Consider the following 20165-nt stretch of genomic DNA (forward strand, 5'->3'; position numbering starts at 1 on the left):
TCCTCACATAAGATGTATTTGAAATGAATTAATAAACAATATAATGTATTTAAAATGCATATTAAAGAGATTGCTCGAAGAAAACGCAAAATTTAATTAGATTTGGTGTGATTCGAATAATCCTGAGATAATCGATTTGCACATATATTTGTGAGGGTAGAGAGGAATGAAAAGAGTAGAGGCACTAATTCCACTAAGTCATGATCATCATAAAGCTTTAGTTACTGTTAAACATATCAATAACTTACGAAAAGAAGCTGATAGAGAGATTGATGAATACTGGCAGGCTAAAAGAGAAGTTTTATACAGAGAGTTAAAGCCTCATTTCGATCAAGAAGAGCGTGCTTTATTACCATTGCTCGTAGGTGAGGGAGAGTTACTAGCGGATCGCCTTGTAGATGATCACAAGCAATTGTTGAGCATGTTGGATGGAGATGATTCGAACGTGGTAAATCGTTTTGGTGAGCTATTAAAGGAACATGTACGATTTGAAGAGCGGAACTTGTTCCCTTGGTTGGAGCTTAATTATAAGAAAGAAGAGTTAGCGATAGCGATGGCGATGGCGACCTAAACCGATTTTGTCGTTATTAAGCTATCACGCATCGCGTCGTTATTTAGCATATCTGCCAGTGTGTACTTTTCTAAGACCTGCATAAAGGCTTTCTGAGCATCACCGAGTACATGCTGGAGAGTGCAGAAACCTGTTAGACGACAGTGTTGCTGTCCACAATTAATTAGCGGTTGTCTGCCTTCTGCATCGGCAACAATTTCGCCAATATTTATCTCTGCAGGAGGCTTTGCTAGTTTAATGCCGCCTTTTTTTCCGCGAAATGTATCTAAGTGTCCAGCCTTAGATAGTGCATGTACCACTTTGCGAAGGTGTTCTACAGAAATATCGTAACAACCTGCTATCTCGGCAAGCGTCACTAAGCGATCATCGTTCGTAGAAACATAGAATAAAACGCGAAGAGTGTAATCTGTGAATCGACTTAATTGCATGCTAGATTGGCTTTTTAAAAAATGTCTGCAAAATATACGTTATCAGATTGCTGCATGGCAAGAACTACCTTAAGAAAAGCCTAATAAGATAGTTGTTTCATTGATCTTGACCTTTATCGCTACTTCTATATAAACATAGATTCCTTTCTTATGAAGAAGTTAAGAGGTTTGAGTGTACAAAATACTCATTTTTGATTGGGACGGCACAATCATCGATTCTGCAGCCAAAATCATCTCCTGTATGCAGCTAGCAGCAAAAGATAGCGGTTTTTATATTCCTACCGATGAAGAAGTGAAAAATATTATCGGGTTAGGTTTACCTGAGGCGATTAAAATCCTGATTCCTGATGTTGATCAGGATGGAATAGAGTTAATGCGACAAAATTATGGCCGATATTTCTTAGGTAATGAATCTACGCCATCTCCACTGTTCCCCGGTGCACAGAAAAGTTTAGAACAGATGCATAGCAGAGGTATGCGTATGGCTGTAGCGACTGGGAAGAGTAGGAAAGGATTGAATCGCGTATTTGCAGAAACAGGGTTAGGTTATTTATTTGAAACTTCCCGTTGTGCCGATGAAACTATCTCAAAACCCCACCCTCTAATGCTAGAGGAAATTCTACAAGAAACCGGTGTTTCAGCCTCTGAGGCTGTTATGATAGGCGACACCGAATATGATTTAGAGATGGGTAAACAGGCCGGTATGGATGTTATCGCTGTCAGTTACGGTGCCCATCATTTAGACCGTTTAAAAGGTTATAACCCGGTTTTGGAAGTTCATGAGTTTCCGGAATTGGAAAATTGGTTAGAAAGTCAGGGTGTTTTTGCCTGATACAGGAGAAGTGTGTGTCTGATAATCCATGGAATGAATCTGAACAAAATGAAGCTCCAGAACAGCAGGAAGCTTCAGCAGCGACAGGAAGTAAGCTGGATCGCGCCGTTGAAAACGCGAAACAAGACGGTGCGAGTAAGAAAGAGTGGAAGTTAATTGAGAAAACCTTAAACGGTTTATTTACTGAGCAGCGTAGGGCTCGCCGTTGGGGAATCTTTTTTAAGCTGCTGACATTTGTATATCTTTTTGCGCTATTAGGTATTTTCTTTGCCGGTAAAGATATCGCTACTGATGTTAAGCCGCAGGTTCACACTGCCATTATTGAAGTGAAAGGTGTTATTAGCTCAGACGATGAAGCTAGTGCGGATAATATTATCTGGTCACTACGTGAAGCGTTTAAAGAGCCAAATGCCAAAGCTGTGATTCTACGGATTAATAGCCCAGGGGGGAGTCCGGTTCAATCGGGTTATATTTACGATGAGATTAAGCGTCTTCGAGCAATTTATCCTGATAAACCTTTGTACGCTGTTATTACAGATATTGGTGCGTCGGGTGCTTATTACATTGCGGCCGCGGCAGATTATATCTATGCCGATAAAGCCAGCTTGGTAGGCTCTATTGGTGTTGTTGCCGGTAGTTTTGGTTTTGTTGATCTGATGGAAAAGATTGGTGTTGAGCGTCGTTTATATACAGCGGGTGAGCACAAAGCATTCTTAGATCCTTACTCTCCGAGAAACAGTGATGAGGAAGAGTTCTGGCAAAGTGTACTAAATACAACCCATAATCAGTTTGTTGATCAGGTTCGTAAAGGTCGCGGAGATCGCCTTAAAGATGATCCAAAGCTATACAGTGGCTTGGTTTGGAGTGGCGAGCAGGCAATCGAACTTGGTTTGGTTGATGCGCTGGGTAGTTCCAGCTACGTTGCACGAGAAGTAATTAAAGTTGAGAAGCTGGTTGATTACTCTCCGAAGCAGGAGCCTTGGAAGCAGATTGTTGATGAGCTAGGTGTAAGCTTTGCGAAAGGTATTGCGGCTGAGCTGGGTGTCAATACGAAAAGTCATGAGCTTCGTTAAACACTTTATGTGATCGAAGAATAAAAAAGGAGGGCTTGGCCCTCCTTTTTTTGTGTTTGATGTTTATAAGGTCGTTTTGTTATAAAACGTTTAGTTCTTCTTTCTCTAACATTCTTACTAATCGGATCAAAGGCAGGCCGATAAGTGTATTCGGATCTTCGCCTTCGAGTTTGTCGAACAGTACAATGCCTAATGCTTCAGATTTAAAGCTGCCTGCACATTTATATGGCTCTTCAGCGCGCAGATAGTTTTCGATCATAGAGGTGGTGAGCTCTCTAAAATAAACCTTAAATGGAACAACTTCTGTTTGGCACTGGCCGGTGTCTGAGTTAAGTAAGGAAAGACCTGTTAAAAATGTAACAGCATTGCCTGATAGCTTTTGTAATTGTTTAACCGCATTCTCATGCGTATGAGGCTTGCCAAGTATCTCATCACCTAAAACAGCGACTTGATCTGAACCGATAATCAATGAGTTAGACACTTCGTCGGCAACTTTTTGTGCCTTGCTAGCAGATAAGCGAGCAACTAATTCCTCTGCTGATTCGTTCTCTAATGCCGATTCGTCAATATCTGGTGAAATGCATGAATACTCCAAATTTAATTTGTCCAAAATTTGGCGACGGAAGGGTGAGCTAGAGGCTAAAATTAGATTTCTCATGTGATTTTTTGACCATGAATATGCGAAGGCATAAATATTAGCGGTTTTATTGTAGAATTAAACCCCAAAGTCTTTGACAGAACGGGCTTCGGGCCCTAGAATTGCGCGCTTATGTCAAACGGTCCATTACCTAAACGAGTAGACCCGCGAAAACTTGCTGAGCGGGAAGTACGAATCGCAGGCCAAGCTGCACTGAAGGACATGCCCAATCTTTGTCAGGCGTTAGCCGATAAAGAAGGGGAATTTAATGTCGATCTTCAATTTGCGGTAGATGAGCAGCGAATTCGAACTCTCACAGGCAGTGCCACAGGTCATGTAACAATGACGTGTCAGCGTTGCTTGGAGTCAGTAGAGGTTGCCGTAGAGGCAGATTTTAATCTTGGAGTTGCGGCCAGTGAGGAGGCTGCTCAGCAGTTACCTCGCAGTTATGACCCCCTCATTGTTGAGGGTGAAGAGATTGAGTTACTGCCTGTTATAGAAGAAGAGTTGATTCTGAGTTTGCCGCATGATGCTTATCATGATGACTGCTCTATCAATACTTCCTTCGGCGAGGCAGTGACAGAAGAAAACGAAAAACCGAATCCATTTAGTGTGTTGGCTCAGTTGAAAGCCGACAACAAATAGAAAGAACCAGGAGCTATTTAGTCATGGCAGTTCAGAAAAGTAAGAAGTCTCGTTCCCGTCGCGACATGCGTCGTTCCCACGATGCTCTGGGTAACCCGACTCTATCTGTAGAAGAAACTACCGGTGAAACTCACCGTCGTCACCACGTATCTGCTGACGGTTTTTACCGTGGCAAGCAGGTAATCAACAAGCAGGATGACGAATAAGCTTGTCAGATTACTACACCATTGCAGTTGATGTGATGGGCGGGGACTTCGGTCCCCGCGTTACTATTCCCGCCACACTCGATGCTCTAGCGCGTCATTCTCATTTATCAATAAAACTTATCGGTCACAGCGATGTTATTCAGCCTTATCTTGTTGGCTTGGATTCTGATGTTGCTTGTCGTGTAGATATCGTTCATGCACCTGACACTATTTCCATGTCAGCAAAACCATCTCAAACGCTTCGTACTGGTCAAGAATCTTCGATGTACAAAGCCATTCAGCTTGTAGATGAAGGTGCGGCTCAAGCATGCGTGAGCGCCGGTAATACAGGTGCTTTGATGGTGCTTGGTCGATATATTCTAAGAATGCTGCCCGGAGTAGATCGTCCTGCGATTATCTCCTCTGTTCCTACAGCTAAAGGTCATTGCTATCTTTTAGATTTGGGCGCAAATGTGGATTGCAGTGCAGAGCATTTGCTGCAATTTGCGATTATGGGCTCGGTTATGACGGCTGCTGTTGATAATGTTGAGAGTCCACGTGTAGGGCTTTTGAATATTGGTCAAGAGCAAGTTAAGGGTAATGAGCAGGTTAAGCTGGCCTCGCGTTTGATTCAGGAGCAGGGTGGCTTGAACTATGTTGGTTATATTGAAGGCGATGATTTGTATGCCGGAAATGCTGATGTAGTTGTTTGTGATGGTTTTGTGGGTAATATCGCGCTGAAAAGTAGCGAAGGTCTGGCTCGATTAATTAATCAAAAAGTACAAGCTAGCTTTAAGCAGGGGTTTTATAGAAAGTTTCTTGCGTTATTGGCTAAGCCAGTGCTTGCTGATTTGAAAAAGCAGATGGATCCATCGCGTCGTAATGGTGCAAGTTTATTAGGCTTGCAAGGAATAGTGATAAAAAGCCATGGAGCAGCTAATCAGCAGTGCTTTGGGTATGCGCTTGATCAGGCCGTGGCAGAGATAGAACAAAATATACCAAGTAAGATTTGCAGTGAAATAGAGGCAAGGCTTACCTAATACCCTTCACACAGTTTTAATTACCTATGAATGTTGTAAACTACGGCGAATGGCCTGATTCATAGGGCGTGTATTAATTGACGATTTGAGGACATCATGTCGCAAACTCTTGCTTTTGTATTTCCGGGGCAGGGCTCTCAACAAGTAGGGATGCTCTCGGAACTTGCTGAAACACATCCAGTTATTAAAAACACTTTCGCTGAAGCTTCTGAAGTTCTAGGTTACGACCTATGGGACTTGGTTCAGAATGGTCCAGAAGAAGATCTTAATCAAACCGATAAGACTCAGCCTGCGCTTCTAACATCAGGTGTTGCTTTATGGCGTTTATGGCAGGAACAGAATGGCGCTAAACCAGCTGTTGTTGCAGGTCATAGTTTGGGTGAGTACACAGCGTTAGTTTGTGCTGGTGCAATCAGTTTTGCTGATGGTGTAAATCTAGTAAAACTGCGTGGCGAATTTATGCAGCAAGCCGTGCCTGCGGGTAGCGGTGCTATGGCGGCTATTCTTGGTCTGGTTGATGATGCTATCGAGAAAGCTTGTCAGGATGCTGAGCAAGGTGAAGTAGTTTCTCCAGTTAACTATAACTGCCCTGGTCAGATTGTGATTGCGGGTGAAAAAGCAGCAGTTGATCGTGCAATCGAGAACTGTAAAGAAGCTGGCGCTAAGCGCGCTATTCCGCTTCCAGTAAGTGTTCCGTCGCACTGCGCACTAATGAAGCCTGCGGCTGAAAAGATGGCAGTAGAGCTAGCTAAAATCGAAATCAGTATGCCTGAAATTGATGTGGTACAAAATGTTACTGCTTCGATTCCTGCTTCAGTTGAAGAATTAAAAGAAAATCTACTTGCTCAGTTATATAGCCCTGTACTTTGGACTAAAACTATCCAAGGTTTGGTTGAGCAAGGCTTGGAAAGCACTGTAGAGTGTGGTCCAGGTAAAGTACTATCTGGTTTGAACAAAAAAGTTCATAAGCCTTTGAGTGTTGCAGCAATCAATGATGCTGCGGGTCTTGAAAAAGCGTTAGGTCAATAATTGTCGCGCAAGGAATTTTTTAAATGAGTATTGAAGGTAAAATTGCGCTGGTAACTGGCGCTACTCGCGGTATCGGTAAAGCGATCGCTGAAGAGCTTGGTCGTCAAGGTGCTGTGGTTGTTGGTACAGCTACAAGCGAGAAGGGTGCAGAAGCTATTTCTGCTTACCTTGCTGAGGCGGGTGTTAAAGGTACAGGGCTAGTACTGGATGTTGCTGATAGCGCATCGGTTGAGGCTGTGCTAAAAACTGTGCAGGATGATTTCGGTACAGTGGAAGTATTAGTTAACAATGCAGGCATCACGCGTGACAACATTTTGATGCGCATGAAAGAAGATGAGTGGGATTCTGTATTGAATACGAACCTTAACTCAATCTATCGCCTTGTTAAGGGTTGTCTGCGTGGCATGACTAAAGCTCGCTGGGGGCGTATCATCAGTGTAAGCTCTGTAGTAGCATCTATGGGTAACGCTGGTCAGGCAAACTATGCTGCAGCTAAGTCGGGAATGGAAGGTTTTACTCGTGCGCTGGCGCGTGAAGTGGGGTCTCGTAACATCACGGTTAACTGTGTTGCGCCAGGCTTTATCGATACGGATATGACAAGTGGATTGGCAGATGAGCACAAAGATGCGCTTAAATCTCAAATCCCAATGAATCGTTTGGGTCAACCAGAAGAAATTGCAGCTGTTGTTGGTTTTCTAGCCAGTCAAGGCGGCGGTTATGTGACTGGTGAGTCGATTCAGGTCAACGGTGGCATGTATATGGGTTAAATACCCGCAGAAGGAATTGTTTTTTTCTGCTAATTGTTGATAATGTGCCGTCAGGTAGAGAATGAATTTACAATCTTGGCTTGATAAAGCCGGGATGCTTTAATAAAATTTCTTACCGCATTTCGTACTTGAATGCGGTGTTAATAAGAAGATAGGAATAGATATGAGCAACATTGAAGAGCGCGTAAAAAAGATCATCGCAGAGCAGCTAGGTGTTAAAGAAGAAGAAGTTACTCAAGAAGCTTCTTTCGTTGAAGATCTTGGCGCAGACTCTCTGGACACAGTTGAGTTGGTAATGGCTCTGGAAGAAGAATTCGAAACTGAAATTCCAGACGAAGAAGCTGAAAAAATCACTACAGTTCAGCTTGCAATCGATTACATCAACGCACACCAGTAATCGTTCGCTACAAGCAAGAATTTCGAAAAGCCGCCTATCTTTGATAGAGCGGCTTTTCTTTTGCCTGCAAGACACATAACGTTTAATGCTTAAGTCAGTTCGGTTAGAATTGACGCATAGTTAATTCCTGCTTTATATAGAACTTCCTTGTCTGGAATATGGAGATCAAAGATGGCACGTAGACGTGTTGTGATTACCGGTATCGGTATGCTTACCCCTATTGGCAATACAGTCTCAGAAACTTGGGATAATTTACTTGCGGGTAAGAGTGGTGCTCGTCCAATCACTCACTTTGATGCTTCTCCTTTTGCAACTCAGTTTTCGGCATCCGTCCAAGACTTCGATGTTACTCAGTATATGAGTGCCAAAGAAGCCCGAAAGATGGATCTATTCATCCAGTACGGTATGGCTGCGGGTATGCAGGCTATTGATGATTCGAAACTAGAAGTAACTGAATCTAATGCCCCGCGTATAGGTTGTGCTATAGGTTCAGGTATTGGTGGTTTGCCGATGATCGAGAAAAACGTTGATATACTAAATACAACGGGCCCTAGGCGTGTATCTCCGTTCTTTGTGCCAGGTAGTATTATCAATATGATTGGTGGCAACCTGGCGATCAAATACGGCCTTAAAGGCCCTAATATTGCTATTACGACCGCTTGTACTACTGGTACGCATAATATTGGTCAGGCAATGCGTATGATTCAATATGGTGATGCTGATGTGATGCTGGCTGGTGGCGCTGAAATGGCTACTACGCCATTAGGTATTGCTGGCTTCTCCTCAGCGCGAGCTTTATCAACGCGTAATGATTCTCCTGAAACAGCCAGTCGCCCATGGGATAAAGACCGCGATGGTTTTGTGCTTGGAGATGGTGCAGGCGTGCTTGTACTCGAAGAATACGAACATGCTAAAGCGCGTGGTGCCAAAATTTACTGCGAATTAGCAGGCTTTGGTATGAGTGATGATGCTTATCACATGACAGCACCGCCAGAAGATGGTGCGGGTGCGGCCTTGGCTATGCAAAACGCTATTAATGACGCTTCTGTTGCGCCAGAAGAGATTCACTATATTAATGCTCATGGCACTTCTACGCCGGCAGGTGATATTGCTGAGTCTAATGCGGCTAAGTCAGTGTTGGGCAATGCAACTGCTGATGTCAGGATGAGCTCGACTAAATCCATGATTGGTCATTTGCTGGGAGCTGCAGGTGCTGTTGAGGCAATCTTCTGTGCATTAGCAATCAGAGATCAAATTGCACCGCCTACTATTAATTTGGTTAACCCATCCGAAGGATGTGATCTTAATTACGTTCCACATACTGCTCAGCCTTGTGAGATAAAAGCTGCGCTTTCTAACTCATTTGGTTTTGGTGGAACCAACGGAACCTTGGTGTTCCGTCAAATTTGATTTATGACTAAGTACTGGATTAATGGCGCTTTAGCCGATCAGGTATCTATAAATGACCGCGGCCTAAGTTACGGCGATGGTTTATTTGAAACCATTGCTGTGATCGATGGTAAGCCACACTTGTTCGATCAGCATTTAGATCGTTTGCAGATGGGCTTAGATCGTCTGAAATTCCCTGAAGGGGCAATAGATGCCGTAAAGAATGACATTCAGGCCTTAAACTTCTCCGGCAATCAGACATTAAAGCTGACAGTGACACGGGGTATAGGTGAAAGAGGCTATAAGCTTCCTGCCACTTGCGTGCCTACAAGAATTATAAGTCTTACGGATTCTTCCGATTTTACTCAGCAAAGAGAGCAAGGGGTTTCTGTAAGGCTCTGTAAGCAGCGATTAGGTTTTAATCCTGCTTTGGCAGGGATAAAGCATCTAAATAGGCTAGAGCAAGTTCTAGCTAGATCTGAGTGGTCTGATCCAGATATAGCTGAAGGTTTTGTATCCGATCTAGATGGGAATCTCGTTGAAGGCACCATGAGTAATCTTTTCTGGGTACATGAAGGTGTGCTCTATACACCGAAAATAGATCGAAGTGGTGTGAAAGGGGTTATGCGTGATCGCCTGATCGAGTTAGCTGATCAGTTATCTCTTGTGGTTGTCGAAGGGAATTACCCTGAATCAGTACTTGAAAGTGCAGACGAAGTTTTTATATGCAACAGTCTAATCGGTATTTGGCCGGTTATAACAATCGATGGCAAGCCTTTAAGTGTCGGCCCAATCACCAGAGATCTGCAATTATTGCTATCTAAGGAAATGAGTTGTTGAAAAAGATATTAACTGTTTTATTTGTCCTATTCGTGTCGGCTGCGGCAGGGGCTTATTGGTTATGGAATGATTACAATGCTTTCCTTAATGCATCACTTCCTGTTAAAGAGAAAACTCTTTTTGAAGTTAAAAAGGGCAGTAGTTTCAATAGGGTAGTTGCAGATCTTAAAGAAAGTTATAGTGAGGTTAACAACCATTATTTCAAGATCTACGGCCGCCAATCTGGTCTTGCGAATAAGATTAAAGCCGGTGAATATGAGTTAAAAGCCGGCTTAACACCTGTTGAATTTTTAAAGGTGATTACATCTGGCGTATCTAAAAATTATCGCTTTACGATCATTGAAGGCAGTAATTTCAAAGAGATGATGCTCGCGATTAGTGAGCATAAATACCTTAAAGACGATGTTAGCCATTTAAGTAGAGACGAGCTTCTTAAGCAGCTCGGTGTTTCTGAAGAACACCCAGAAGGTTTGTTCCTAGCGGAGACGTTCAGTATCGAGAAGAACGGTTCAGCACTGGCGGTATTAAAGCGGTCTAACGCCATGATGAAAAAGATTTTGGAAGATGAATGGCAAAACCGCGACAGCAAATTGCCATACAAGTCATCTTATGAGGCTTTAATCATGGCTTCCATTGTTGAAAAGGAAACTGCGCGAGCAGATGAGCGTCCGATTATTTCTGGTGTGTTTGTCCGTAGACTGAATAAACGTATGCGCCTGCAAACTGACCCGACCGTTATTTACGGCATGGGTGAAGAGTACAAAGGCAATATCCGCCGTAAAGATTTAAGAAAGCCTACGCCTTATAACACCTATGTAATACCGGCATTACCGCCTACACCTATTGCCATGGTTGGTAGAGAGGCCATCGAAGCGGCGCTTAATCCTGCGGACGGTAAAGCGCTTTATTTTGTTGCTAAAGGCGATGGCAGTCATTATTTTTCAGCGACTTTGAAAGAGCATAATAATGCGGTTAGACGCTACCAGCTTACACGTCGTAAAGATTATCGCTCTTCGCCATAGGATCCAGAATTATGAATACGAGCGTTAAAGGTCGCTTCATCACTGTTGAAGGCACTGAAGGGGTTGGTAAATCAACAAATATTGAATATTTGTGTCAGCTTCTACGTGACCGCGGAATAGAAATTGTCCTCACCCGTGAGCCAGGTGGAACGCCGCTAGCAGAAGAATTACGTGAGCTGCTTCTATCTCCTCGTGATGAGCGTGTAAGTGAAGATACGGAATTGTTATTGATGTTTGCGGCTCGTGCGCAGCACATCGAAAATGTGATTCGCCCTGCGCTTGAGCGTGGAGCTTGGGTTATAAGTGATCGATTTACCGATGCAACTTATGCTTACCAAGGTGGCGGAAGGGATGTAGACCTTGAGCATATCGCGATGCTAGAGCGAATCGTTCAGCATGGTCTTCATCCTGATATGACGTTGCTTTTAGATTTAGATGTAGAGGTCGGTCTACAGCGCGCGTCGCAAAGAAGTGAACCAGACCGTTTTGAGCAGGAAAAGTTGGATTTCTTCTATAAAGTTCGCAACATGTATCTATCCAGAGCTGAAGCTGAGCCTAATCGTTTTAGCGTAATTGATGCGTCTAAGAGCATTCCTGAAGTGCAGGCGCAAATTTTAGATGCTGTAAATACGTTTGTGGGCTCTGGCAATGTCTGAACTGTTAAAGTCGTTTCCATGGTTTGATGACCGATTTGTTCATCTAAGTCAGCTGCATGATCAAAACCGTTTGCCGCATGCATTATTGATTCATGGTATGCCGGGTATTGGTAAAGCGGCTTTTGCAACAGCGTTTGCGCAATCTCTCCTGTGTCAAAAACCTGTACAAGGTCGAGCATGTGGGCATTGTAAGTCATGTGACCTTAATGCCGCAGGTAGTCACCCCGATCTCTTTATTCTATCGCCTGAAGAAGAGGGTAAGCAGTTAAAGGTTGATCAAGTTCGTGGGTTAGGGGAATTCATCTATAGCACTGCGCAGCAAGGTGGTTATCGTGCTGTGGTTGTGGATCCTGCTGATGCTATGAATGTCGCTTCTGCCAATGCGCTTTTGAAAATGTTAGAAGAGCCCGGCTCCGACACGATTATTTTGTTGGTTACCTCTAAAATGGGGCAGGTATTGCCGACCATTAAGAGCCGTTGCCAGCATATAGAATGCCATAATCCATCGGAAACTGATGCGATTAATTGGCTAATGGCAGCAGCTGATATTGATGCGGAGAAGGCTAAAAGCATACTGCATATTAATCGTGGAGCGCCTAAAGAGGCCTTGTCATATATAGAAAAAGGTCTAAATGAGCATCGAGCACAGCTAATTCGTGGACTTGCGGATATACTTAAACAAAGAAGAACAGCGCTTGAGGTTGCTCAATCTTGGCAGAAGCTTGATTTAGAGATGTTGCTAGGATGGTTTTACAGTTTGTTGTCGGATGCTGCTCGCGGTTCGGTCTGTCAGAGTCCTGACTTATTAAGGCAGGATGATGCACGTAATATGCTGAATGCAGTTGCTAAAAAAACCAACCCAGTTAAAATCTTTAAATTAGCGGATAAAGTACACGAAGAGCGCAGGGCAATAATGCTTAGGCAAAACCCTAATAAGCAGTTATTGTTAGAAAATATATTATTGGAATGGGCTGCGCTGCTCAGTTAAGGATAAAGGTTCAATATGGTTGCTGTACCACGTTTAAGTCATGGCATCTTGTCTTTAAATATTCAGACAAAAGAAGAGCTATACGAGGCTTACTTACCGTACATCACAAATAGCGGATTATTTATTCCAACTCTACGCTCTTATCATCTAGGCGAAGAGGTGTTTATGTTGCTTGAATTAATGGATGAAGGCGACAAAATACCAGTTACAGGGAAAGTAATTTGGGTTACCCCAAAGGGCGCCCAGGGTGGTCGAACTCCAGGTATTGGCATTCAACTCTCCGCTGATGATTCCACCCTTGTAAACAAAATAGAGACCTATCTGGCGGGTGCATTAAATTCTGAACGTAAAACTAACGCGCTGTAGTTTTACTATTGGTCTGTACCTTGCCCATCTAGATAATTTTTATGTTCATCGACTCACACTGCCATTTGGACAGGTTAGACCTGTCTCCATACGATAATAATTTTTCAGATATGCTTCAGGCTGCTTTTGACCGTAAGGTTGATGCGATGCTTTGTGTGTCTATCGCAATGTCGCAATTTCCTTCTATGTACGAGCTCATAAAGCCGTATGAAAGAGTATTTGCATCAGTAGGTATTCATCCATTGTCAGCAGCTGAAGAACAAGTTAGCGTTCAAGAGCTAATCGAGCATGCCACTCAGCCGAGAGTAATCGCTATTGGTGAAACCGGCTTAGATTATTACTATCAAACGGATACCAAAAAGGCTCAGCAGAAAAGTTTTGAGACTCATCTCGTTGCTGCAGGTGAGTTAAAGCTTCCTGTTATTGTTCATACGCGAGATGCTCGGCAAGATACACTGGATATGATTAAGGCTCACGGTAATCAAGAATCCGGTGGCGTGCTGCACTGTTTTACAGAAAGTCTAGATATGGCGAAAGCTGCTTTAGATATGAACTACTATATCTCATTCTCTGGCATCACTACGTTCCGTAATGCCAGTGAACTTCGTGATGTAGTTAAAGAGATCCCTCTAGAGCGAATTCTTATCGAGACTGATGCGCCTTATCTAGCACCGGTACCGCATCGAGGTAAGAAGAATGAACCTAAGTATGTGGTTGAAGTGGCTCAGTGTATCGCGGACCTTAAGGGTGTTTCCATTGATGTAGTTGCTCAGCAAACTACTGATAATTTCTACCGACTTTTCAATAAGGCGGATCAGAATGTTTCAATATCCTCCAATTAATTATATCGAACCTGTCTTTAGGCCACCAAGTGAAGCTCAGTCACTGATCCTGCAGGTAACGAATGGTTGTAGTTGGAATAAGTGCACGTACTGTGAAATGTATCGTGCACCACAAAAAAAATTCCGCCCTAAATCTATTGCTGTTATTACTGAAGAAGTCATTCGTTGTAGCGCCACGCTTGGTGTTGTAAGAAAGGTGTTTCTAGCTGATGGCGACGCAATGGCTTTGTCATTTAAGCGCTTGAAAGATATCTTACTGGTCATCAAAGAGCACCTGCCAAGTGTTTCTAGAGTTTCTGCATATTGCTTACCTCGTAATCTCCTAAATATCACCGTTGAAGAGTTATCTGAGTTACGTGGATTAGGCTTGTCTCTTCTGTACGTAGGTGCTGAGAGCGGTAATGACGAGATTCTTGAGAAGATAGAGAAGGGCGAAACCTTCGAGACGACCAAGGATGCTCTGCTTAAGATTAAAGCGGCCGGTATAAAATCTTCCGTAATGATCATTAATGGTATGGGCGGATTGAGATACTCCCACCAGCATGCGATTGACTCGGCACGATTGGTAAATGCGGTTCAACCAGATTACCTGGCGACTTTGGTGTTGTTTTTCCATGAGGGTGAGGCCGAATTTGTAAAGTCCTTTGGTGATGATTTCGAGTTCTGCAACCAACGTCAGTTGATCGAAGAGATGCAAACCTTTATTAACCATCTTGATTTGGACAAGACTGTTTTTAGAAGCGATCATGCCTCGAATTATCTTGTGCTAAAAGGGGTGATGGGGCGCGATAAGGAGAAGCTGCTTACAATGATTGACGGTGCGTTAAATTCAGAAAGCAGTGTGTTTCTCCGTTCTGAATCCAATCGTGGTCTATAAAAATAGTTCTTCGGTGTATTTAGAAAGTTCATATTGAGTACTAGAGAAGTACTTACATAATTGCTTACAGTCTATATACTTTGGTATTAAATGATTTTATTGCCAATATTTAGGGGTAAAAAGCAATGAGACGTCCAGTTCGAGTAGCCGTAACCGGTGCCGCAGGTGCTATTAGCTACAGTTTGCTGTTTAAGATTGCTGCTGGTGAAATGATGGGTAAAGATCAGCCTGTAATTCTGCAGCTGATTGAACTACCGCAAGCAATGGATGCACTTCGTGGTGTCGCAATGGAATTGATGGATTGTGCATACCCACTTCTTCATACAATCACGCTACATGACAATGTAGAAGACGGCTTTAAAAATGCTCACTATGCATTGTTGGTAGGTGCTAAGCCACGTGGTCCTGGTATGGAGCGTAGCGATCTACTTGAAGAGAACGCTGCTATTTTTGCGCGTCAGGGTAAAGCACTAAATGATTTCGCTAACCGTGATGTAAAAGTACTTGTGACAGGTAACCCTGCAAATACTAATGCACTGATCGCCAGCCGAAATGCACCTGATTTAAGCCCGTCTCAATTCACATGCTTAACGCGCTTGGATCACAACCGTGCTAAAGGCATTCTAGCTAATCACTGTGGTGCTACTACACGTGATATCGGTGGAATCATGATTTGGGGTAACCATTCTCCAACTCAATATCCAGATTTGCATCAGGCAACGATCCTAGGCAAGCCTGCTATGTCCCAGATCGACACTTCTTGGTACCGAGATGAATATATCCCTAAAGTGCAGAAGCGTGGTGGTGAGATTATCGAAGCGCGTGGCCTGTCGAGTGCAGCATCAGCAGCTCAAGCGATTGTTGACCAGATGCGTGATTGGGTGCTTGGTACAGAGCCGGGTGAAATCATCAGTATGGGTATCCTAAGTGATGGTAGCTACGGTATCGCAAAAGGTATCTTCTACTCATTCCCTGTTCGTTGTAATTACGGCCGTTACCAAATCGTACATGATATCGATGTAAACGATTTCAGTCGTCAACGTCTAACGGCTACTGAGCAAGAATTACTTGACGAAAAACAGATCGTTGATCACTTGCTACCAAAAGACACTGAAGCTTCTCACCAGAATCTATCTATCTGTTTGCGTTCCGGTGTAACTCTGTACGCTGATAATGCAGGCCCAGAAGACGAAGACAGATTCATGACAACAAATAGGGTAATGTAGTTTTAGTTATTGTTAATCTGTTAAAGTGCCTCTTCATCTGAAGGGGCATTTTTTTATGGTAAAGCTACTTACAGTCAAAACAGGCCGTCAAGGGCTTTTTGAATTTACACGACAGTTGCAAAATTTGCTCGATCAGAGCGATGTGACTGAAGGGTTGTGCACCTTGTTAATACAGCATACAAGTGCCAGTCTAATCATCCAGGAAAATGCCGATCCAAGTGCTAAGCATGATTTAGAGAACTGGTTAAATCGTCTAGTGCCTGAGCGCGATTCCCTTTATACCCATACACTAGAGGGCGACGATGATATGCCTGCCCACATAAAAAGTGTTCTGACCTGTACTTCTTTATCTATTCCGGTACTCAACGGTCAGTTGTGCTTAGGAACATGGCAGGGCGTATATTGCTGGGAGCATCGTCATTGCTCATCAAGCAGGCAAGTGGCTGTACATATTGGCTAGGTTGTCTTTTAAAGCTCAGAATATTTTAGACACAAAAAAAGCTGCAAATGCAGCTTTTTTTATTTTAGTTAGGCTTAGAACTCTTCGGCCGTCTCCATAGGGGTGACGCTTTGTAGCATTTTTAAGAGATCTAGCAGAATGATCAAAATGCTGTTGTAGTAGCACACACCTTGAACGAAACGTTTTGTTGTTTCTTCGCCAGTGGCATTAGGCGCACGATCGATATCGTTCTGAGGCAGGTTAATTACCTCGTCAACGCTATCTACAACCAAGCCAACAACTTCTTGCTCATTGTATTCAACAACAATAATACGTGTATCGTCATCGGGCTCGTGTGGGCTTAGACCAAACATCTGACGCGTATCGATAACGGTAACCACATTGCCACGTAGATTAATAATACCCAGAATAAAATAGTCAGAGCCTGGTACAGGAGTAATCTCGCTGTAGCGAAGCACTTCTTTAACCTGAACTACATCAACGCCGTATAATTCATTATCAACTTTGAATGTTGCCCATTGGTGATAAATGACTTCTTCTTGATTGCTGCGCTTAGTCTCGCTGGCTTCTTGGTGTAAAGATTGCTCAGCCTGTAATGCTTTAAGGTGTTCAGCTGCTGCTTCTAGACCCATAGTGTTCTACCTATCCTGTTTGCTACAACTTAGGACTCTTCAGGTAAAAAGAGTTCTTTTTATATATTTCGAGTATCCCACAGCTTTGAAATGCTTAAAAGTGGGGGAATAGCGTTTTGTTACAGCATAGACTAGCAATGCTGTGGTTTAAACCGTGCAGATCAAAAAAAGTAATTATTTCAGCTGGATGGGGCGAAATTATTAATTTTTAAAGGCAGTTATCGGGTTTAGGTAAGCCCGAAATTTTTGCAATTAATTTCGCAGGGCTACCAGGGAAAAGTTTCATCAGGTAGATGCTTTTCCCTTTATCTTTACCCAGCTTAAGTGAAACCGCTTTTACTAGTGGTCGCATTGCAGGAGAGAGTTGATACTGTTCGTAGAATTCACGAATAATATGGATGATCTCCCAATGATCTTGGGTAAGTGTAAGACCCTCTGAATCAGCTATAGAATGAGCTACTGTTTCATCCCAGTCATCTAAATTTCTTAGATAACCTTCTTCATCAAATTCGGTAGTCATATTAAAACCAGCTAACAACTTTGTTCATTTTGCAGCTTAGTTCTACAAACTGCTCATCTGTTGCGAGTGTAAAGCGTGAGTCTAGCTTGTCAGTTAGGCCTCGCGCGCTTACATCAGGCTCTAAGGCAAAGAGTTTACAGCTCTCAGGTAGGTTAGAGAAAAGCGCAGCGTTTGCTATTAGCGCTGCATAGGCACCATCTTCAATCACTAAAATACAGTCGTTTTCTTTTACGCTTGCGAGCATTCTAGTTAAAAGCTGCACATTGTTATGAGATTTATTTAATAGATGTAAAGTCATATTAGAACGTCAATACAGTATCGTGGCTATCAAGCAGTTTGCTTAGGTCGCTCTGAGAGATAATTTGAACGGGTAAAGCTAGTTCGGATTCGGAAAGCGCATTGGCCTCAAGATCTTCAGCGCAAACATATATCTGATCAATATCGTACATGGGTAATGCACTTAACATTGACTCAATATTCTTATGGCCGGTTTGCTGGGTATTGTGATTTTTGAGGAGTTGGAACAGACCATCACCTAAAAAAGCCAAACTAACCGGCATTTCGAAAATAGAGCAGGTGAGAGCAACATCTAGTGCGTCACGTGCGTTGCTTGTGCCATAAGGCGCATGTTGATTCAGGATTAAAACTGATTTCTTATCACTCATCATTAAGCCCCAAATGTAACGACGCGATCTGAAACGGCAATGGCTTCAGCTAGTTGACCAAGACCGGACAATTCAAAGCCTTTGGAAATGTTTCCACACGGTTTTTCATATCGCTTAGCTTCATTGTCATCTAGTACGCCTCGCTTAACTGCCGCAGCGATGCATACAACAAGGTCTAGATCGTGTTCGGTTGCCAAGGCTTGCCACTCTCTAGGTAAATGGGTTTCGTCCTGTGGTGGGGCGATTAGAGAGTTAGCGAGATTAACGCCATCGGCATAAAAGAACACTCGATACAGCTCATGGCCTTGCTGCAAGAGTGTTTTAGCATAACGTAATGCTGTCGCAGCCGATTGACTGCTAGAGGGTGAGGCCTGAATAACTATTGAGAATTTCATTGAATCGCTAAAGCCTATAACTAAAAAGCCCCGCAATCTTAACAAAGAAAGCGGGGCTTTTTATATATTTACGAACTACTTAGTCGTCGCTTAGGAAGCCAACAAGGCTTAGTAAGTGTACGAATAGGTTGTAAATGTTCAGGTACAAGCTAACAGTCGCCATAACGTAGTTAGTGTATGTGCCGTTAACGATGTTGCTAGTGTCGTAAAGAATAAAGCCACACATTAGCAGCACGACAAGGGCAGAGAATGCTAAATGAAGTGCGCCTAGCTGTACGCCAAATAAAGGCAGTACAAACAAAGCAACCATTGCAATCAGAGCAACCATCATACCAGCAGCCAAGAAGCCGCCCATGAAGCTGAAATCTTTCTTACTTGTTAGAACGTAAGCAGACAGACCGAAGAATGTTAGGGCTGTCATGCTCAGTGCAGTCGTTACGATCTGACCACCATTTGCCATAGCTAGATAGCTATTAATAAGTGGTCCAAGGCCAAAGCCCATCATACCCGTGAACAAGAAAACCAAAGGAATAGCAGCGGCGCTATTTTGCTTCTTGTTTAAGATGAATAGCATTACAAAACTAAGAATAAAGCTGCCGATATAAACAAAGAACGGCATCTGAAGCATCATAGAGATGCCAGCAGAAATGGCGCTTACAACCATTGTCATGGCTAGTAGCATGTATGTGTTACGAATAACTTTGTTCGTCTGCAGTACGGACTGTTCGGAACGAGCATCGTAAGTATTTACGTTACGCATGATATCCTCGAAAAAGATTTCCCTATTAAGTTTCTCTATATATAAGTATTTTAGTCGGTTTTTCAAGCCCTTTACATAGTTTTAGTGGGGGGTAGAATCTCCCGCTCATACTAAAACGACCTTTGTTATGACTGATCTTGATATTCTTTTTGAAGACGAGCATTTAATTGCGGTTAATAAACCTTCTGGTTTGTTGGTACATCCAAGCTGGATTGCGCCTCGTGGTACACCAAATTTAGCGTCTATGCTGAAAAGCTACTTTAAGGGTGGGAGCCCTTACACTATTCATCGCTTAGATCGCCCAACCTCGGGGGTTATTTTGTTCGGGAAAAACAAAGAGATAGCGCAACAAATGAATCTAATTTTTGCAGAAAGAAAGATTAGTAAAACCTATCTCTGTATGTGTCGTGGCTACTCTCCCGAACAGGACGTGATTGATTACGCGCTGAAAGAACAGTTAGATAAAATAGCTGATAAGCACGCAAATCAAGATAAAGAACCTCAAGAGGCGGTTTCTATTTATAAGCGTTTAGGGACGGTTGAAATTGATATGCCGGTAGGACGGTATGAAAAATCGCGCTACTCATTGGTGGAAGTTAAGCCGCAAACAGGAAGAAAGCACCAAATCCGTCGTCATATGAAGCATATCTTTCATCCAATCGCGGGTGATACCAAGCACGGTGATAATAAACATAATAAAGCGTTAAAGCAGGAATTCGATCTTCAGCGCTTGATGCTAATGGCGACTGAGCTGGAGTTTATTCACCCTGTAACAGAACAAACACTAAAACTAACTGCACCAGTCGATGAATATTGCGATCAATTGTTTAGCGGCTTTGGTTGGTCAGGATTGTACCCAATAGGTAAAACTGAGCCTTAGCAATAGCCTGCACTAAATCAATTAATAACTAATTATTTAAGGC

General features: G+C 43.1%; 28 protein-coding genes. 20 read left to right on the forward strand and 8 right to left on the reverse strand.

Annotation, left to right across the window (positions count from 1 at the left end; all coding sequences use genetic code 11):
- The first annotated feature begins 166 nt into the window (after nucleotides 1-166).
- Nucleotides 167-571, forward strand: coding sequence for a hemerythrin domain-containing protein (locus ACMXYN_RS08490; RefSeq protein WP_415894395.1), 405 nt, complete (start codon nucleotides 167-169; stop codon nucleotides 569-571).
- Here the strand turns inward: ACMXYN_RS08490 and ACMXYN_RS08495 are convergent.
- Entirely contained in the window at nucleotides 568-999 is a 432-nt protein-coding gene (locus ACMXYN_RS08495; protein WP_415884801.1) for an RrF2 family transcriptional regulator, read from the reverse strand. The genes ACMXYN_RS08490 and ACMXYN_RS08495 overlap by 4 nt on opposite strands.
- A gap of 172 nt (nucleotides 1000-1171) precedes the next feature.
- On the opposite strand from ACMXYN_RS08495, the gene ACMXYN_RS08500 reads away from it, so the two are divergent.
- Together ACMXYN_RS08500 and sppA are read left to right on the forward strand one after the other, a co-directional pair.
- On the forward strand, nucleotides 1172-1831 hold the full coding sequence (locus tag ACMXYN_RS08500; protein WP_415894396.1) for an HAD-IA family hydrolase: 660 nt from the start codon (nucleotides 1172-1174) through the stop codon (nucleotides 1829-1831).
- Between the two features lie 14 nt (nucleotides 1832-1845).
- On the forward strand, nucleotides 1846-2904 hold the full coding sequence (gene sppA / locus ACMXYN_RS08505; protein ID WP_415894397.1) for a signal peptide peptidase SppA: 1059 nt from the start codon (nucleotides 1846-1848) through the stop codon (nucleotides 2902-2904).
- 79 nt (nucleotides 2905-2983) lie between these two features.
- Here sppA and ACMXYN_RS08510 read toward each other — a convergent pair whose 3' ends face one another.
- Nucleotides 2984-3562: a Maf family protein gene (locus tag ACMXYN_RS08510; protein WP_415894398.1), complete on the reverse strand. Its 579-nt coding sequence runs from the start codon at nucleotides 3560-3562 to the stop codon at nucleotides 2984-2986.
- A 111-nt stretch (nucleotides 3563-3673) separates the two neighbouring features.
- Between ACMXYN_RS08510 and ACMXYN_RS08515 the strand changes: the two genes are divergently transcribed.
- The 16 genes from ACMXYN_RS08515 (at nucleotide 3674) to ACMXYN_RS08590 (ending at nucleotide 16270) form a co-directional block, all read left to right on the forward strand.
- Nucleotides 3674-4186, forward strand: coding sequence for a YceD family protein (locus ACMXYN_RS08515; protein ID WP_415894399.1), 513 nt, complete (start codon nucleotides 3674-3676; stop codon nucleotides 4184-4186).
- A 23-nt stretch (nucleotides 4187-4209) separates the two neighbouring features.
- Nucleotides 4210-4392: a 50S ribosomal protein L32 gene (gene rpmF / locus ACMXYN_RS08520; RefSeq protein ID WP_007019603.1), complete on the forward strand. Its 183-nt coding sequence runs from the start codon at nucleotides 4210-4212 to the stop codon at nucleotides 4390-4392.
- A gap of 2 nt (nucleotides 4393-4394) precedes the next feature.
- Nucleotides 4395-5411, forward strand: a complete 1017-nt coding sequence (gene plsX, locus ACMXYN_RS08525) for a phosphate acyltransferase PlsX (protein ID WP_415894400.1) — start codon at nucleotides 4395-4397, stop codon at nucleotides 5409-5411.
- A 96-nt stretch (nucleotides 5412-5507) separates the two neighbouring features.
- Nucleotides 5508-6440, forward strand: coding sequence for an ACP S-malonyltransferase (gene fabD, locus ACMXYN_RS08530; protein WP_415894401.1), 933 nt, complete (start codon nucleotides 5508-5510; stop codon nucleotides 6438-6440).
- 23 nt (nucleotides 6441-6463) lie between these two features.
- Nucleotides 6464-7207 carry a 3-oxoacyl-ACP reductase FabG gene (fabG, locus tag ACMXYN_RS08535; protein ID WP_415891384.1) on the forward strand — a complete coding sequence of 248 codons (744 nt, stop codon included), beginning with the start codon at nucleotides 6464-6466 and terminating at the stop codon, nucleotides 7205-7207.
- Between the two features lie 163 nt (nucleotides 7208-7370).
- Nucleotides 7371-7604, forward strand: coding sequence for an acyl carrier protein (gene acpP, locus ACMXYN_RS08540; protein ID WP_007019607.1), 234 nt, complete (start codon nucleotides 7371-7373; stop codon nucleotides 7602-7604).
- A 171-nt stretch (nucleotides 7605-7775) separates the two neighbouring features.
- Entirely contained in the window at nucleotides 7776-9014 is a 1239-nt protein-coding gene (gene fabF / locus ACMXYN_RS08545; RefSeq protein WP_415894402.1) for a beta-ketoacyl-ACP synthase II, read from the forward strand.
- A gap of 3 nt (nucleotides 9015-9017) precedes the next feature.
- On the forward strand, nucleotides 9018-9833 hold the full coding sequence (gene pabC / locus ACMXYN_RS08550; protein ID WP_415894403.1) for an aminodeoxychorismate lyase: 816 nt from the start codon (nucleotides 9018-9020) through the stop codon (nucleotides 9831-9833).
- Nucleotides 9830-10855, forward strand: coding sequence for an endolytic transglycosylase MltG (gene mltG, locus ACMXYN_RS08555; protein ID WP_415894405.1), 1026 nt, complete (start codon nucleotides 9830-9832; stop codon nucleotides 10853-10855). The genes pabC and mltG overlap by 4 nt, the downstream gene beginning before the upstream one ends.
- An 11-nt stretch (nucleotides 10856-10866) precedes the next feature.
- Nucleotides 10867-11511 (forward strand): dTMP kinase, encoded by a 645-nt coding sequence (tmk, locus tag ACMXYN_RS08560; RefSeq protein WP_415894406.1) that lies wholly within the window; start codon nucleotides 10867-10869, stop codon nucleotides 11509-11511.
- Nucleotides 11504-12499: a DNA polymerase III subunit delta' gene (locus ACMXYN_RS08565; protein ID WP_415894407.1), complete on the forward strand. Its 996-nt coding sequence runs from the start codon at nucleotides 11504-11506 to the stop codon at nucleotides 12497-12499. The genes tmk and ACMXYN_RS08565 overlap by 8 nt, the downstream gene beginning before the upstream one ends.
- Nucleotides 12500-12514: 15 nt before the next feature.
- Nucleotides 12515-12865, forward strand: coding sequence for a PilZ domain-containing protein (locus ACMXYN_RS08570; RefSeq protein WP_415894408.1), 351 nt, complete (start codon nucleotides 12515-12517; stop codon nucleotides 12863-12865).
- 41 nt (nucleotides 12866-12906) lie between these two features.
- Nucleotides 12907-13707: a TatD family hydrolase gene (locus ACMXYN_RS08575; RefSeq protein ID WP_415894409.1), complete on the forward strand. Its 801-nt coding sequence runs from the start codon at nucleotides 12907-12909 to the stop codon at nucleotides 13705-13707.
- Nucleotides 13685-14584 carry a radical SAM protein gene (locus tag ACMXYN_RS08580; RefSeq protein WP_415894411.1) on the forward strand — a complete coding sequence of 300 codons (900 nt, stop codon included), beginning with the start codon at nucleotides 13685-13687 and terminating at the stop codon, nucleotides 14582-14584. Before ACMXYN_RS08575 ends, ACMXYN_RS08580 begins: the two co-directional genes overlap by 23 nt.
- 125 nt (nucleotides 14585-14709) lie before the next feature.
- Nucleotides 14710-15810 carry a malate dehydrogenase gene (locus ACMXYN_RS08585; protein ID WP_415894412.1) on the forward strand — a complete coding sequence of 367 codons (1101 nt, stop codon included), beginning with the start codon at nucleotides 14710-14712 and terminating at the stop codon, nucleotides 15808-15810.
- A gap of 55 nt (nucleotides 15811-15865) precedes the next feature.
- Complete coding sequence (locus ACMXYN_RS08590; RefSeq protein ID WP_415894414.1) at nucleotides 15866-16270, forward strand: secondary thiamine-phosphate synthase enzyme YjbQ; 405 nt, start codon at nucleotides 15866-15868, stop codon at nucleotides 16268-16270.
- Nucleotides 16271-16344: 74 nt separating this feature from the next.
- Here ACMXYN_RS08590 and ACMXYN_RS08595 read toward each other — a convergent pair whose 3' ends face one another.
- The 6 genes from ACMXYN_RS08595 to ACMXYN_RS08620 form a co-directional block, all read right to left on the reverse strand.
- Nucleotides 16345-16902 carry a chemotaxis protein CheW gene (locus ACMXYN_RS08595; RefSeq protein WP_415894415.1) on the reverse strand — a complete coding sequence of 186 codons (558 nt, stop codon included), beginning with the start codon at nucleotides 16900-16902 and terminating at the stop codon, nucleotides 16345-16347.
- Between the two features lie 208 nt (nucleotides 16903-17110).
- Entirely contained in the window at nucleotides 17111-17422 is a 312-nt protein-coding gene (locus ACMXYN_RS08600; protein WP_415894417.1) for a TusE/DsrC/DsvC family sulfur relay protein, read from the reverse strand.
- A gap of 1 nt (nucleotide 17423) precedes the next feature.
- Complete coding sequence (gene tusB / locus ACMXYN_RS08605; RefSeq protein ID WP_415894418.1) at nucleotides 17424-17666, reverse strand: sulfurtransferase complex subunit TusB; 243 nt, start codon at nucleotides 17664-17666, stop codon at nucleotides 17424-17426.
- A gap of 55 nt (nucleotides 17667-17721) precedes the next feature.
- Nucleotides 17722-18087: a sulfurtransferase complex subunit TusC gene (tusC, locus tag ACMXYN_RS08610; protein ID WP_415894419.1), complete on the reverse strand. Its 366-nt coding sequence runs from the start codon at nucleotides 18085-18087 to the stop codon at nucleotides 17722-17724.
- A 2-nt stretch (nucleotides 18088-18089) separates the two neighbouring features.
- Entirely contained in the window at nucleotides 18090-18482 is a 393-nt protein-coding gene (gene tusD / locus ACMXYN_RS08615; RefSeq protein ID WP_415894421.1) for a sulfurtransferase complex subunit TusD, read from the reverse strand.
- 79 nt (nucleotides 18483-18561) lie between these two features.
- Nucleotides 18562-19242, reverse strand: coding sequence for a Bax inhibitor-1/YccA family protein (locus ACMXYN_RS08620; protein WP_415884772.1), 681 nt, complete (start codon nucleotides 19240-19242; stop codon nucleotides 18562-18564).
- A 127-nt stretch (nucleotides 19243-19369) separates the two neighbouring features.
- Here ACMXYN_RS08620 and ACMXYN_RS08625 point away from each other — a divergent pair, with 127 nt between their 5' ends.
- Nucleotides 19370-20122 (forward strand): pseudouridine synthase, encoded by a 753-nt coding sequence (locus ACMXYN_RS08625; protein ID WP_415894422.1) that lies wholly within the window; start codon nucleotides 19370-19372, stop codon nucleotides 20120-20122.
- The last annotated feature ends 43 nt before the right edge of the window (nucleotides 20123-20165 follow it).

The sequence above is a fragment of the Neptuniibacter sp. PT8_73 genome (assembly GCF_047778045.1).
Taxonomy (GTDB): domain Bacteria; phylum Pseudomonadota; class Gammaproteobacteria; order Pseudomonadales; family Balneatricaceae; genus Neptuniibacter.

Excerpts from the sequence above, each read along its gene's own strand:
- ACMXYN_RS08490 (WP_415894395.1), top strand. The coding sequence starts at position 167 with ATGAAAAGAGTAGAGGCACTAATTCCACTAAGTCATGATCATCATAAA.
- ACMXYN_RS08495 (WP_415884801.1), bottom strand. The coding sequence starts at position 999 with ATGCAATTAAGTCGATTCACAGATTACACTCTTCGCGTTTTATTCTAT.
- ACMXYN_RS08510 (WP_415894398.1), bottom strand. The coding sequence starts at position 3,562 with ATGAGAAATCTAATTTTAGCCTCTAGCTCACCCTTCCGTCGCCAAATT.
- ACMXYN_RS08515 (WP_415894399.1), top strand. The coding sequence starts at position 3,674 with ATGTCAAACGGTCCATTACCTAAACGAGTAGACCCGCGAAAACTTGCT.
- rpmF (WP_007019603.1), top strand. The coding sequence starts at position 4,210 with ATGGCAGTTCAGAAAAGTAAGAAGTCTCGTTCCCGTCGCGACATGCGT.
- fabD (WP_415894401.1), top strand. The coding sequence starts at position 5,508 with ATGTCGCAAACTCTTGCTTTTGTATTTCCGGGGCAGGGCTCTCAACAA.
- fabG (WP_415891384.1), top strand. The coding sequence starts at position 6,464 with ATGAGTATTGAAGGTAAAATTGCGCTGGTAACTGGCGCTACTCGCGGT.
- acpP (WP_007019607.1), top strand. The coding sequence starts at position 7,371 with ATGAGCAACATTGAAGAGCGCGTAAAAAAGATCATCGCAGAGCAGCTA.
- fabF (WP_415894402.1), top strand. The coding sequence starts at position 7,776 with ATGGCACGTAGACGTGTTGTGATTACCGGTATCGGTATGCTTACCCCT.
- pabC (WP_415894403.1), top strand. The coding sequence starts at position 9,018 with ATGACTAAGTACTGGATTAATGGCGCTTTAGCCGATCAGGTATCTATA.
- tmk (WP_415894406.1), top strand. The coding sequence starts at position 10,867 with ATGAATACGAGCGTTAAAGGTCGCTTCATCACTGTTGAAGGCACTGAA.
- ACMXYN_RS08565 (WP_415894407.1), top strand. The coding sequence starts at position 11,504 with ATGTCTGAACTGTTAAAGTCGTTTCCATGGTTTGATGACCGATTTGTT.
- ACMXYN_RS08570 (WP_415894408.1), top strand. The coding sequence starts at position 12,515 with ATGGTTGCTGTACCACGTTTAAGTCATGGCATCTTGTCTTTAAATATT.
- ACMXYN_RS08575 (WP_415894409.1), top strand. The coding sequence starts at position 12,907 with ATGTTCATCGACTCACACTGCCATTTGGACAGGTTAGACCTGTCTCCA.
- ACMXYN_RS08580 (WP_415894411.1), top strand. The coding sequence starts at position 13,685 with ATGTTTCAATATCCTCCAATTAATTATATCGAACCTGTCTTTAGGCCA.
- ACMXYN_RS08585 (WP_415894412.1), top strand. The coding sequence starts at position 14,710 with ATGAGACGTCCAGTTCGAGTAGCCGTAACCGGTGCCGCAGGTGCTATT.
- ACMXYN_RS08590 (WP_415894414.1), top strand. The coding sequence starts at position 15,866 with ATGGTAAAGCTACTTACAGTCAAAACAGGCCGTCAAGGGCTTTTTGAA.
- ACMXYN_RS08595 (WP_415894415.1), bottom strand. The coding sequence starts at position 16,902 with ATGGGTCTAGAAGCAGCAGCTGAACACCTTAAAGCATTACAGGCTGAG.
- ACMXYN_RS08600 (WP_415894417.1), bottom strand. The coding sequence starts at position 17,422 with ATGACTACCGAATTTGATGAAGAAGGTTATCTAAGAAATTTAGATGAC.
- tusB (WP_415894418.1), bottom strand. The coding sequence starts at position 17,666 with ATGCTCGCAAGCGTAAAAGAAAACGACTGTATTTTAGTGATTGAAGAT.
- tusC (WP_415894419.1), bottom strand. The coding sequence starts at position 18,087 with ATGAGTGATAAGAAATCAGTTTTAATCCTGAATCAACATGCGCCTTAT.
- tusD (WP_415894421.1), bottom strand. The coding sequence starts at position 18,482 with ATGAAATTCTCAATAGTTATTCAGGCCTCACCCTCTAGCAGTCAATCG.
- ACMXYN_RS08620 (WP_415884772.1), bottom strand. The coding sequence starts at position 19,242 with ATGCGTAACGTAAATACTTACGATGCTCGTTCCGAACAGTCCGTACTG.
- ACMXYN_RS08625 (WP_415894422.1), top strand. The coding sequence starts at position 19,370 with ATGACTGATCTTGATATTCTTTTTGAAGACGAGCATTTAATTGCGGTT.